Here is a 12,938-nt window from a genome sequence, read left to right on the forward strand (position 1 = left end):
GTTTCCTGCTCTCCGAAAGGATTCCTGTCGCTACATAGATAGGGCTGCAAACGGGCCGAAGTTAGGCCGCGCCACTTGGCCGCGGCCCTCAAACCTCTTCCTGTTCCGTCGGAACGAGGATTTCGCGTTTTCCTGCATGGTTTGCAGGCCCGACAATGCCTTCCTTCTCCATACGCTCGATGATGGAAGCAGCACGGTTGTAGCCGATGCCGAGCCGGCGCTGGATATAGCTCGTTGAAGCCTTGCCATCGCGCAGCACCACAGCCACGGCCTGATCATAGGGATCGTCCGAGTCGGCAAGATTGCCGGTCGAGCCGCCACCCATGGCGCCTGTGCCATCGTCCTCGCCGTCATCCTCGGTGACCGCCTCCAGATAATCGGGCGCGCCCTGCGACTTCAGATGCGCGACGATCTGCTCCACCTCCTGATCGGAGACGAACGGCCCGTGAACGCGCTGGATGCGTCCGCCACCGGCCATGTAAAGCATGTCGCCCATGCCGAGAAGCTGCTCGGCACCCTGCTCGCCGAGGATCGTGCGGCTGTCGATCTTCGACGTCACCTGGAAGGAAATCCGCGTCGGGAAGTTAGCCTTGATCGTGCCGGTGATAACGTCAACCGACGGACGCTGGGTGGCCATGATCACGTGAATGCCGGCGGCACGTGCCATCTGTGCGAGCCTCTGCACCGCACCCTCGATGTCCTTGCCGGCCACCATCATCAGGTCGGCCATCTCGTCGATGATGACCACGATGCAGGGCATCGGCTCGAGATCCAGATCCTCCGTCTCGTAAATTGCTTCGCCGGTCTGGCGGTCGAACCCGGTCTGAACCGTGCGGGTGATGGTCTCGCCCTTCTTCTTGGCGGCGAGAACGCGCTGGTTGAAGCCCTCGATGTTGCGCACCCCCACCTTGGACATCTTGCGGTAGCGCTCTTCCATCTCGCGCACCGTCCATTTGAGCGCCACCACGGCCTTCTTAGGATCGGTCACGACCGGGGTGAGCAGATGCGGGATGCCGTCATAGACGGAAAGCTCGAGCATCTTCGGATCGATCATGATGAGGCGGCACTCCTCAGGCGTCATGCGGTAGAGGAGCGACAGGATCATGGTATTGATGGCAACGGATTTGCCCGAGCCGGTGGTGCCTGCGACGAGCAGGTGAGGCATCTTCGCCAGATCCGCGATGACGGCCTCGCCATTGATGGTTTTGCCGAGCGCCAGCGCAAGCCGGGCCTTGGTCGCGTCGAATTCCCGGCTGGCGAGGAGCTCGCGGAGATAGACGGTCTCGCGGGTTGCATTGGGCAGTTCGATGCCGATCGCGTTGCGACCGGGGACGACTGCCACACGTGCTGCGATCGCACTCATGGAGCGGGCAATGTCGTCGGCAAGCCCTATGACGCGCGAGGACTTGATCCCGGGCGCGGGCTCCAGCTCGTAGAGCGTGACCACCGGGCCGGGGCGCACATGGATGATCTCGCCCTTCACGCCGAAATCGTCGAGCACCCCTTCGAGAAGACGCGCGTTCTGCTCCAGCGCATCCTTGGAAAGGCTTGGGTCCTTGCTGGCCGCCTTGGGTTCGGCGAGCAAATGAAGAGACGGAAGCTTGAACTCGCCCGAATCCACAACCATGCCCTGGGCCTCGCGGCGGCCACGGGCCGGAACGGGGCGCGGCGCAGGTGTGCCCACCCGGTCCTGTGCCTGCGTGCGCTGCGGTGCCGGCTTGAGGCGGGCGGATGGAACATCGTCAAATGGCGATATGTCGAGGCTTCCCTCATCGAACCCAGGTTCGATCCGCATGCCTTCGTCGGCTGCGCGTGCGGCCATCAGGACCGGTGCGGGTCCGGGCACATCATATTCTTCGGGCAGGTCCGCGCCATGGACTGTGAAGCGCCGGCGCACGAAGGATACGAAGGTCAGCCACCAATGGGCGAGAACACCAAAGACGACGGAGCCGCCCTCCTCTTCCGTTTCATCGAGATCGAAGTCTTCTTCTCCGACCTCTTCGTCAGCTTCGGAGACCGGCAACGCGCCGCGGCCGAAGACACCCGCGCCGAACAGGATGAGGAATGCGGCAGGACCAGCCAACACTGCGGCTACGACCATCCCCACGAAACCGGTCGGATAATCGCCGGTGAAGTAAGCCGGCGCGGAAAGAACCATATCGCCCAGCACGCCGCCCAGCCCCATGGGGAGCGGCCAGGTTGCGGGAGGGGTAAGGCAACCAACGACGCCGGCGCACAGAATCGCGCCACAGAACCAGGCTCCCGACCGGCGCCATAAGCGTCCGATGCCGCGGCCTGCCAGAAGGAACACGCCCCAGAACACCGCCGGCACCAGCCCGGCCACCGATGCGAGGCCGAAAAACTGCATCGCGATATCGGAAAAAACCGCGCCCGGATAGCCCATGGCGTTGGTCACGGGGTTGTCCGTCGCATAGCTGAAGCTTGGATCGGCGACATTCCATGTCGCCAGGCTCGCCAGACAGAAGGCCACCAGCGCCAAGACCGCAAGGCCCATTCCGCGCGCGGCCTGTCTGCGAAGGAAGTTCTGCAGTCCGAAGCCACCACCGTGCATGGCGAATGCTGCAGAAGAACCCGAACTCATACGCATTTCCCCGTCCACTCGTACTGACACTCACGCGCCCCGGTGGGTACACATTAGGCCGGGATGGTTAAGGCGGCATTAACCATGGAAGGGCTGGAAAAGGGGGATAAGGGAACAGGGCAGGCGGTGGAAAACGGAAGAAGCCAAGGCCTCACAGAGCCCTATGCGCTCGCCACTGCCTTCCTGTCCTGTCCCCCTACTCCGATAAAAAAGGGCCCAGCTTTCGCCGGGCCCAAGTTGCGCATCTCGGGAAGGAATGAGATGCCGCGGTTCAGGAGTAGTGATAGGCCGCCTCGCCGTGCGAAGTGAGATCGAGACCTTGGGTCTCGGCTTCCGGCGTGGGACGCAGGCCGACGATGGCGTCGACGATCTTGAAGAGAATCGCCGAACCCACGCCACACCAGACGATGGTGAGCAGCACGGCCACAAACTGGACCCACAGTTGCGAGGCGATGGAGAAATCGGCGTCTCCGGTACCGCCCAGCCAGGGCGCGGTGAAGATACCCGTGCCAAGCGCGCCGACGATGCCGCCCACGCCATGGATGCCAAAGACGTCGAGCGTGTCGTCATAACCGAACTTGTTCTTCACGACGGCGACAAAGAAGTAGCAGACGGCGCTGGCGATTGCGCCCAGTACGATCGCGCCGACGGGGCCAACCGTACCGCAGGCCGGTGTCACCGCCACAAGACCGGCGACCAAGCCCGAAACCGCACCCAGCATGGAGGCCTTGCCCCGATGCAGCGCCTCGACGACGCTCCAGCCGATGATACCGCCTGCCGTCGCCGTGAAAGTGTTGATCATTGCAAGTGCCGCCCCGCCGGTCGCCTCAAGGTTCGAGCCGGCGTTGAAGCCGAACCAGCCGACCCACAGGATGGAGCCGCCGACCATGGTAAGGGTCATGGAGTGCGGCGCTAGGATTTCCTTGCCGTACCCGCTGCGCTTGCCGACCATGATGCAGCCTACCAGCGCTGCAATGCCCGCGTTGATATGGACCACCGTTCCGCCGGCGAAGTCGAGAGCGCCGAGATTGAACAGATAGCCGCTGCCATCCCAGACCATGTGGGCAATGGGAAAGTAAACGAAGGTCACCCAAAGTACCGTGAAGAGCATGACAGCGGAGAATTTGATCCGCTCTGCAAAGGCCCCGACGATCAACGCCGGCGTGATAACGGCAAAGGTCATCTGGAAGCAGATGAAGACAAATTCAGGAATGACCACGCCGTCGGTAAAGGTTGCGGCGGTCGAATCGACGGTCACGCCCGAGAGGAACAGCTTGCCGAATCCGCCCCAGAAAGGGCTGGTGCTGCCGCCGAAGGCGAATGAGTAGCCCCAGAGCACCCACACCACCATCACTACGGCAGCAATCATGGTGCACTGCATGAGGATGGAAAGCGCGTTCTTGGCGCGCACCAGGCCGCCATAGAAGAGTGCCAGCCCGGGCATGGTCATGAAGAGCACCAGAAGGCTTGCCGTCATCATCCAGGCCACATCGCCCTTATCCATAACCGGTGCCGCGGCCTCGGCCGCCGCTTCAGCCGCTTCCTGTGCAAAGGCCGGGGCAGCCGTGAAAGCCGCCAACGCAAGCGCACCCACCCCGGACGCACGCCTTGCGAAATCGATACTCGAAGTTCTCATCTTATTCTCCTTGGACAATCCGCATGGCGCTCAGAGCGCATCGGCGTCGGTTTCGCCGGTGCGGATGCGCACTGCCTTTTCGATGCTGTAGACGAAGATCTTGCCGTCCCCGATCTGGCCGGTTTTGGCTGCCGCTGCGATCGCTTCCACCGCTTTGTCGGCGATGTCCGCATCCACGACGACCTCGATCTTGACCTTGGGCAGGAAGTTCACCGCATATTCGGCGCCGCGATAGATTTCCGTGTGCCCCTTTTGCCGCCCGTATCCCTTCACTTCGGTGACGGTCAGGCCCTGAATGCCTAGCTCAGTCAGCGCTTCACGCACCGCCTCGAGCTTGAAAGGCTTTATGATTGCCATCACGAGTTTCATCCGGTCTCACCCTTGCTCTTGCGGACATGCCGCGTTGCGTGCCGCCGGTGCCCGCCCAAGCGACAGCTAGGGTGAATCAAGAGCCGTGCCAAATGGCCGGCCATCTCGCAAATCTCTGTTATCGTTAGGGAAAAAGATAACGTTGCGCGCGCTTATTTGGTTTGCGCGGCCCGCATAAGATTAAAAATTATGCAAAAGTTCGATTTTGCCTATTTCGTGCGCATCCGCAGAAGCCCCTCCTGCGCCACCGAAGCGATCAGCACCCCGCCGCGCGAATAGATGCTGCCGCGTGCCAGCCCGCGCGAGCCGCCGGAGGATGGGCTGTCCTGAGTGTAGAGGAGCCAGTCGCTCAGCGTGTTCGGCTTGTGAAACCACATCGCGTGATCGAGACTTGCCATCTGAAGGGTCTGATCGAACACGGAACGCCCATGGGGATAGGTTGCAGTGTCCACCAGCGTCATGTCGGAGAAATAGGCGAGCACCGCAGCCTGCAGCGCGCGATCTTCCGGTACAGGACCGGTCGCCCGCATCCACACATGCTGGAAGGGCGGCAGTTTGTCATTGGTCGTATAATGCTCGACATTCACCGGCCGGATCTCGACCGGACGTTCACGCTGCCAATACCTGCGAATGTTTTCCGGCACGTCGTCGCCAAGGGCGGCGAGAAATTCGCTCTGTGACCTCAATGTCTCGGGTCCGGGAATACCCTCCGGCATCGGAAGCTGGTGTTCCAGCCCATGTTCATCGACCTGGAAAGAAGCAGAAAGAGAGAAGATGGCGTGGCCATGCTGGATAGCGATCACGCGCCTGGTCGTGAAACTCCCGCCGTCACGTATGCGGTCGACTTCGTAGATGATCGGGACGGCAGGATCTCCCGGCCGCATGAAATAGCAATGAAGCGAATGCACGTATCTGTCCGCCGCCACCGTCCTCTGGGCCGCTACGAGCGCCTGCCCGATCACCTGTCCGCCGAAGACCCGCTGCCATCCCACCTGGGGGCTGCGGCCGCGATAGAGGTTGTGTTCGAGCTTTTCGAGGTTAAGTATGTCCAATAGCTCCTGCATTGCGGACGACATTCGGCTTTCCTCGGCAACATTGTGTTCCTACGAGAAACCGGAGGGTACGCAGCAAGTCAAGGCAGCGGGAAAGGAGAAAACCGGCCATGGGCGACAAAACCGGAGACAAGCGGCTGACCGGCCCCTTCGATGTGATGATCGCTGGTGCCGGTTATGTCGGCCTGGCAGTGGCCGTTTCGCTCCGGCATGCCCGGCCAGGCATGAAGATCGTCGTGGTCGACGCGGCGCCCGAAAATGTGTGGCAGCGGGATGGCCGCGCCTCGGCTGTCGCGGCTGCAGCGACACGCATGCTTCGCCGGCTCGGCTGTTGGGACGATATCGTGGCTGAAGCCCAGCCGATCACGGAAATGGTCATCACCGATTCGCGGACGTCGGATCCTGTCCGTCCCGTTTTCCTCACCTTCGGCGGCGAAGCGGCTCCCGGGGAGCCCTTCGCGCACATGGTGCTGAATCGCGATCTGACCGGTGCGCTCAGACGCAGGGCCGCCGAACTCGGGATCGACATCGTCCAGGGCGTCGCAGTTGAAGATTTCGACGTCGAGACGGCGGGGGTCACGGTCCATTTGGGGCAGGAAGGTTCCTGCCGCACCCGGCTACTGGTTGCAGCCGACGGCGTTCGGTCACGCCTGCGGAACATGGCCGGCATCCGCGTCCTGCATTGGGAATATGGCCAATCCGGCATTGTTTGCACGGTCGCCCATGAGCGGCCGCATCATGGCCGTGCGGAGGAGCATTTCCTGCCGGCCGGTCCCTTTGCCACGCTGCCGCTCAAGGGCAACCGCTCTTCCATCGTCTGGACCGAGCGCACCGAGGACGCCGAACGGCTGGTCGCCGAGGATGAGTTCGTGTTCGAGCAGGAACTGGAAACGCGTTTTGGCCTCAAGCTCGGCGAAATCCGCGTCGAAGGTCCGCGCCGGGCCTGGCCTCTCGGCCTGACGCTCGCACGCGACTTCGTGAAGCCGCGCTTCGCGCTGGCGGGAGATGCTGCGCACGGCATCCACCCGATTGCCGGCCAGGGCCTCAATCTCGGTTTCAAGGACGCCGCGGCCCTCGCCCAGGTGGTGGTCGAGGCCGACCGGCTCGGCGAGGACATCGGCGCCCTCGACGTGCTGCAACGTTATGAGCGCTGGCGGCGTTTCGACACGGTGCAGATGGGCGTCACCACCGACGTGCTCAATCGCCTCTTCTCGAACGACTTCGCTCCAGTCCGGGCAATCCGCGATTTCGGCCTCGGACTGGTAGACCGGATGCCCGGAATGAAGGGCTTTTTCGTCCGCCAAGCTTCAGGCCTCACAGGCGGGACACCGCGCCTTCTGCAGGGTGAGGCGATTTAACATCAGTTCGCAAACAGGGAGACCAGCATGAAACGCTACGCCAATGTGAACTGGAAAGGCCCTCTTACCAGTGGTTCCGGCCGCATCGAAAGCACCCAGAGTGGGGCGCTCGGCGAATTGCCGCTTTCCTTCAAGGCCCGCTTCGAAGATGAAACGGGCCGGGCAGGCACCAACCCGGAAGAGCTGATAGCGGCGGCGCATGCCTCCTGCTTCTCCATGGCGCTGGCACATGCGCTGGCCCAGAACGGCACGCCGGCCGAATCGCTGGATGCCAAGGCGGAGATCGAACTGCAGCCCAAGGAAGGCGGTGGCTTCGAAATTCGCGGCAGCGCTCTGACCGTTGTCGGTAAGGTGCCTGGGCTCGACGAAGAGAGATTCCAGGAGATTGCGAAGGGCGCGAAAGAGAACTGCCCGGTTTCCCGCGCGCTTGGGGCGATCAACATCACGCTCGACGCAAGATTCGCCTGAAACCCGCTCCGCGAAAGTTTCGCTCCGAAAAGGCCTCGCGAACGCAACGTGCATTCGCGGGGCCTGATGTTTTCGCAACCAAAAGTCTGTGCTGCCACCTAGATTCCTTTGAAAACGGGACGTTTGGGAGGATGTCATGTTGCACGCTTGGGAACCGCGAAACCTGAAGAGAGCAGCTGACGAGCACAGTCTCTCCATCTCCGACATTACCGCGGAGGCCGCTCGCCTTCCGGCCTTTGACGGGCATGAGCGTGTCTGGTGCGGGCGCGACGAAGACAGCGGACTGACCGCCATCGTGGCGATCCACAACACCAAACTCGGGCCGGCGCTTGGCGGCACCCGGATCTGGCCGCATGAGAGCTTCGAGGCGGCGCTTACGGATGCCCTCAGGCTTTCCCGCGGGATGACGTATAAATCGGCCGTGGCCGGCTTGGCCCTGGGCGGTGGCAAGGCCGTCATCATCGCCGATCCGAAGCACGGGAAGACGCCGGCCCTGCTCACATCCTATGCCGAGATGTTGAGGAGGCTTGAGGGCCAGTTCATCACGGCCGAAGACGTAGGGATGACGGTGCAGGATGCCGACTTCCTGCGAGGGCGGGCACCCAATGTCGTAGGCACCAGTGCAGGCGGCAGCGGCAATCCCTCCCCGTTCACCGCCGAGGGCGTCTTCCTGGGCATCAAGGCGGCTCTCAGGCACCGCAACGGAACGAGCCGGCTCTCCGGGCTTCGCGTCGCCGTGCAAGGCCTGGGCTCTGTCGGCTGGTCCCTATGCGAGAAGCTCTACAGGGAGGGCGCCGAACTGACCGTGACAGACCTCGACGCAGCGCGAACTGCCAAGGCACAGCGAGCCTTCGAGGCGGAGACGGCAGACCCCGAGGATATCGTCACCGTCGAAGCCGATATCTTTGCGCCCTGCGCCTTGGGCGGCGTGATTTCGAAGGAAACAATCCCTCTGCTTCGGTTCGGGATCATTGCAGGATCGGCGAACAATCAGCTCGCGGAGCACGGGGATGCGAAGCTCCTGATGGAACGCGGGATACTCTACGCGCCGGATTACGTCATCAATGCCGGCGGCCTCATCAATGTCGCGGCGGAACTCTCACCCGAGGGCTACGATCCCGAGGCAGTCATGAAGAAACTTGCCAAGATCCCCGCGACGCTTACGGAAATATTCCGGCGATCGGAGCAGCAGAAGCGGCCTACCAACGACATTGCAGCCGAAATCGCGATGGAACGCATAAACCGTTAGGGCCTTATTTCACGATCCCGCGTAATGCATTCTCGCCCCAGACCTGGACGAGCCTTGCGTCGCGGCCGCAGCCCTCGCGATAGCCTTTATAAGCGTCCGCCTTGGTAACATAGCCGAAGCGCGAGAGGATGCGGTCCTGGCTCCGATAATAGTTCTGGTGATAGTCCTCGGCCGGCCAGAAGGTGGTGGCCTTCACGATGGGCGTGACCAGCGCCCGGCCCAATTCGGCTTCCGCCGCCTTCTTCGCCTTTTCCGCAGCCTCCTGCTGTGCATTGTCCAGCACGTAGATCGCTGTCGTGTAGGCGTGCCCGCGATCGCAGAACTGGCCGCCACCGTCTGTTGGGTCTACCGAATGGAAGAACACGTCGAGGAGGTGATCATAGGTGACGCGGGTGTCGTCATATTTGATCTCCACCGCTTCCCGGTGCCCGCCCTGAGAGTAGTCGTCATAGGTCGGGTTCTGCGTGTCCCCGCCGGTATAGCCGGAGACGGTCGACACGACGCCAGGCACATGATCGAAATCGGACTCGACGCACCAGAAGCAGCCGCCGGCGAAGATCGCGGTGCGAATTTCCGCGACGGCTGGCTGAGCACCTATCGAGGCGGCAGCTAGCAGAATGGCGAAGCCTGCGAAACGGTGAAGCATGCGATCCTCCCATGCCAAGTTCCGCATGGGTAACACGGATCGGAGCGCTCGCGCCTACACGCCTGCGTGATCAGCCATGAGGAGATGGCGCGGCGGCGGTCAGACGCGCCGCTCCACCATCATCTTCTTGATTTCCGCGATCGCCTTGGCCGGGTTCAAACCCTTCGGGCAGGTCTGGGTGCAGTTCATGATCGTGTGGCAGCGATAGAGCCGGAACGGGTCTTCCAGCTTGTCGAGCCGTTCGCCCGTGGCCTCGTCGCGCGAATCGATAAGCCAGCGATAGGCCTGGAGCAGCACGGCCGGGCCCAGATAGCGCTCGCCGTTCCACCAGTAGCTGGGGCACGAGGTTTGGCAGCAGAAGCACAGGATGCACTCGTAAAGGCCATCGAGCTTCGCCCGGTCCTCATGGCTCTGCTTCCACTCGGTCGCGGGCTCAGGCGTGACCGTCTGAAGCCACGGCTCGATGGAAGAGAGCTGAGCATAGGGGATCGAGAGGTCCGGCACGAGGTCCTTCACCACCGGCATATGCGGCAGAGGATAGATCCTGACCGCGCCACCCACATCGTCCATCGCCTTCGTGCAGGCGAGCGTGTTCGCGCCGTCGATATTCATGGCGCAGGAGCCGCAAATGCCCTCGCGGCAGGAGCGGCGGAAGGTGAGCGTGGGGTCGATCTTGTTCTTGATCCAGATCAGCCCGTCGAGCACCATCGGCCCGCAATCGTCGAGATCGACATAATAGGTATCGACGCGCGGGTTTTCCGTATCGTCCGGCGACCAGCGATAGACGCGGTATTCGCGCAGGTTCGTGGCGCCTTCGGGCCTCGGCCAGACCTTGCCCTGCTTGACCTTGGAATTCTTGGGGAGGGTGAGTTGGACCATGTCGTCCTCTGATCAGTATACGCGCGCCTTGGGCGCGATCTTTGCCGGGTCGATGCCGCCGTCTTCAGGTTTGAGCATCGGCTCGGTGTGAACGGGGCGGTAGGCGAGGCGCACGTTTCCGTCCGCATCCACCCAGGATAGCGTGTGCTTGCGCCAATTCACGTCGTCACGCTCGGTGAAATCTTCCCGCGCATGCGCACCGCGGCTCTCCTTGCGCGCCTCGGCGGCATAAACCGTGGTGATGGCATTGACCATCAGGTTTTCCAGCTCGAGGGTCTCGACCAGGTCGGAATTCCAGATCATCGAACGGTCATAGACCTTGATCTCGGGCAGTTCCTTCCAGATTGCGGAGATGCGCTGGCAGCCCTGCTCCAGGGATTCCTGGGTGCGGAACACTGCCGCATCCTCCTGCATGGCGCGCTGCATCTTCTCGCGCAGCGCGGCCGTGGGCGTGCTGCCATTCGCATGACGAAGACGGTCGAAGCGGTCCATGATCTTCTCGCAGGAGGCCTCGTTGATGGCCGGCACCTTCGAGCTGCGATCGACGATCTGGCCGGCACGGATGGCCGCGGCGCGTCCAAAGACCACGAGATCGATCAAGGAATTCGAGCCGAGCCGGTTTGCGCCATGCACCGAGGCGCAGCCCGCCTCGCCCACCGCCATGAGGCCGGGAGCAACGGCGTCCGGATTGCCGGGCGTCGGGTTCAGCACCTCGCCCCAGTAATTGGTGGGGATACCGCCCATGTTGTAGTGCACCGTCGGCAGGACCGGAATCGGCTCGCGCGTCACGTCCACACCGGCGAAGATGCGCGCCGATTCGGCAATGCCCGGCAACCGCTCATGGATCACGGCCGGATCCAGATGATCGAGGTGCAGATAGATGTGGTCCTTGTTCTTGCCGACGCCGCGTCCCTCGCGGATCTCCAGCATCATGCAGCGAGAGACCACGTCGCGTGAGGCGAGATCCTTGGCGGACGGGGCATAACGCTCCATGAAGCGCTCGCCTTCGGAATTGACGAGATAGCCGCCCTCACCGCGCACGCCTTCGGTGATGAGGCAGCCGGCGCCATAGATGCCGGTCGGATGGAACTGAACGAACTCCATATCCTGTAGCGGCAGGCCCGCGCGGGCCACCATGCCGTTGCCGTCGCCCGTGCAGGTGTGGGCGGAGGTGCAGGAGAAATAGGCCCGGCCATAGCCGCCGGTGGCAAGCACCACCATCTTCGCGGCGAAACGGTGGATCGTGCCGTCCTCCAGGTTCCAGGCCACGACGCCGGTGCACACGCCATCGTCGGACATGATGAGGTCGAGTGCGAAATATTCCACGAAGAACTGCGCGTGGTTCTTCACCGACTGGCCGTAGAGCGTGTGAAGAATGGCATGGCCCGTCCGGTCTGCCGCCGCACAGGTGCGCTGCACCGGCGGTCCGTCACCGAAATTCTGCATATGGCCGCCGAAGGGCCTCTGGTAGATTTTGCCCTCCTCGGTACGGGAGAAGGGCACGCCATAATGTTCGAGCTCGTAGACGGCAGCCGGGGCCTCGCGCGCCAGATATTCCATCGCGTCGACGTCGCCCAGCCAGTCGGACCCCTTTACGGTGTCATAAAGATGCCACTGCCAATGATCCGGCCCCATATTCTTCAGGGATGCGGCGATGCCGCCCTGCGCCGCCACGGTATGGGAGCGGGTCGGGAAGACTTTCGTGATGCAGGCCGTCTTGAGCCCCTGCTCGGCCATGCCCAGCGTGGCACGCAGGCCTGCGCCGCCGGCTCCGACCACCACCACATCAAAGGCATGGTCGACATAATTGTAGGCCGCGCCGGCCTTTTTCTGAACTGCGTCAGCCATTTAGAATTCAGCCTCCGAAGGCAATTCTGAGGAGGGAGTAGAGCGCGGTGGCGCCCACCACGATGGGAAAGAACGTGTTGAGGATGACAAGGAAGATCTTCCAGCCCTCCTCATGCACGTAATCTTCGATGATGATCTGCATCCCCAGCCGCATGTGGTAGAGCACCGAGACGAAGGCGAAACCGATCAGAAGCGCGACGACCGGCTGGGCAAGCGCGGCTCGGATCTCTTCATAAGAGGCGCCGGCATAAACCGCCACGAAGCCGATGAAAAAGATGATGAGCGGGATGTTGGAGACGGCGGTCAGCCGCTGGCGCCAGAAATGTTCCGTGCCGCCACGCGCCGAGCCCAAGCCCCGGACCTTGTTCAGGGGTGTGCGCATGTCCGCCATCTCAGAGCCCTCCCCTGATGACCCATGCGGCGATCCAGATGACCAGCGTCAGCACGATGGAACCGACCAGGGTGGCGATGGCCATCTGCCGCGACGTGTGCTTCTCAAGCCCGTGTGTCGTGTCCCAGATCAGGTGACGGATGCCGCCCAGCATGTGGTGGATGAGCACCCAAGAATAACCAAAGATGACGATCCGTCCGAGAATCGAGCCAAAAAGAGCGTTCACGAAATCGAACTGCTCCTTCGATCCGGCGGCGGCAAACAGCCAGAGCGCGAAGAGAAGAATGCCGAAATAGAGTGCAGCGCCCGTTATTCTGTGGGCTACTGACATCGCCATTGTCGGCGTGATGCGATAAATTTGCAGATGAGGCGAGAGGGGCCTCGCCTGGGTGGTGGACTTGCTCATGGCTTCCCCAATTCAACCGCCGCCAGGCAAGTGC

Annotated in this window: 12 protein-coding genes; 3 read left to right on the plus strand and 9 right to left on the minus strand. The window is 62.4% G+C overall.

Annotated elements, in window-relative coordinates; translation table 11 throughout:
• Positions 1-88: 88 nt before the first annotated feature.
• The 4 genes from CHEJ32_RS0109450 to tesB all read right to left on the minus strand — a co-directional run bounded on the left by CHEJ32_RS0109450 (position 89) and on the right by tesB (position 5,683).
• A complete protein-coding gene (locus tag CHEJ32_RS0109450; RefSeq protein ID WP_028033659.1) occupies positions 89-2,602 on the minus strand; it encodes a DNA translocase FtsK in 2,514 nt (837 codons plus the stop codon).
• A 271-nt stretch (positions 2,603-2,873) separates the two neighbouring features.
• Positions 2,874-4,238 carry an ammonium transporter gene (locus CHEJ32_RS0109455; RefSeq protein WP_051469570.1) on the minus strand — a complete coding sequence of 455 codons (1,365 nt, stop codon included), beginning with the start codon at positions 4,236-4,238 and terminating at the stop codon, positions 2,874-2,876.
• A gap of 30 nt (positions 4,239-4,268) precedes the next feature.
• On the minus strand, positions 4,269-4,607 hold the full coding sequence (locus CHEJ32_RS0109460; protein ID WP_028033661.1) for a P-II family nitrogen regulator: 339 nt from the start codon (positions 4,605-4,607) through the stop codon (positions 4,269-4,271).
• A gap of 209 nt (positions 4,608-4,816) precedes the next feature.
• Entirely contained in the window at positions 4,817-5,683 is an 867-nt protein-coding gene (gene tesB / locus CHEJ32_RS0109465; protein WP_028033662.1) for an acyl-CoA thioesterase II, read from the minus strand.
• 86 nt (positions 5,684-5,769) lie between these two features.
• On the opposite strand from tesB, the gene CHEJ32_RS24305 reads away from it, so the two are divergent.
• From CHEJ32_RS24305 to CHEJ32_RS0109495, 3 genes are all read left to right on the plus strand, one after another.
• Positions 5,770-7,017 (plus strand): ubiquinone biosynthesis hydroxylase, encoded by a 1,248-nt coding sequence (locus CHEJ32_RS24305; RefSeq protein ID WP_034658153.1) that lies wholly within the window; start codon positions 5,770-5,772, stop codon positions 7,015-7,017.
• A gap of 27 nt (positions 7,018-7,044) precedes the next feature.
• The gene (locus tag CHEJ32_RS0109490; RefSeq protein ID WP_028033665.1) at positions 7,045-7,485 is read left to right on the plus strand and encodes an OsmC family protein; all 441 of its coding nucleotides are present in this window, start codon (positions 7,045-7,047) and stop codon (positions 7,483-7,485) included.
• Between the two features lie 136 nt (positions 7,486-7,621).
• The gene (locus CHEJ32_RS0109495) at positions 7,622-8,734 is read left to right on the plus strand and encodes an amino acid dehydrogenase (protein WP_028033666.1); all 1,113 of its coding nucleotides are present in this window, start codon (positions 7,622-7,624) and stop codon (positions 8,732-8,734) included.
• A 4-nt stretch (positions 8,735-8,738) separates the two neighbouring features.
• Here CHEJ32_RS0109495 and msrA read toward each other — a convergent pair whose 3' ends face one another.
• From msrA to sdhC, 5 genes are all read right to left on the minus strand, one after another.
• Positions 8,739-9,380 (minus strand): peptide-methionine (S)-S-oxide reductase MsrA, encoded by a 642-nt coding sequence (gene msrA, locus CHEJ32_RS0109500; RefSeq protein ID WP_028033667.1) that lies wholly within the window; start codon positions 9,378-9,380, stop codon positions 8,739-8,741.
• A 99-nt stretch (positions 9,381-9,479) separates the two neighbouring features.
• Positions 9,480-10,259, minus strand: coding sequence for a succinate dehydrogenase iron-sulfur subunit (locus CHEJ32_RS0109505; protein ID WP_028033668.1), 780 nt, complete (start codon positions 10,257-10,259; stop codon positions 9,480-9,482).
• Between the two features lie 12 nt (positions 10,260-10,271).
• Positions 10,272-12,107 carry a succinate dehydrogenase flavoprotein subunit gene (gene sdhA, locus CHEJ32_RS0109510; RefSeq protein ID WP_028033669.1) on the minus strand — a complete coding sequence of 612 codons (1,836 nt, stop codon included), beginning with the start codon at positions 12,105-12,107 and terminating at the stop codon, positions 10,272-10,274.
• A 7-nt stretch (positions 12,108-12,114) separates the two neighbouring features.
• Positions 12,115-12,498, minus strand: a complete 384-nt coding sequence (gene sdhD / locus CHEJ32_RS0109515) for a succinate dehydrogenase, hydrophobic membrane anchor protein (RefSeq protein ID WP_028033670.1) — start codon at positions 12,496-12,498, stop codon at positions 12,115-12,117.
• Position 12,499: 1 nt separating this feature from the next.
• The gene (gene sdhC / locus CHEJ32_RS0109520; protein ID WP_028033671.1) at positions 12,500-12,904 is read right to left on the minus strand and encodes a succinate dehydrogenase, cytochrome b556 subunit; all 405 of its coding nucleotides are present in this window, start codon (positions 12,902-12,904) and stop codon (positions 12,500-12,502) included.
• Positions 12,905-12,938: the final 34 nt, after the last annotated feature.

This window comes from Chelativorans sp. J32, assembly GCF_000518985.1.
In the GTDB taxonomy this organism is placed as follows: Bacteria; Pseudomonadota; Alphaproteobacteria; order Rhizobiales; family Rhizobiaceae; genus Chelativorans.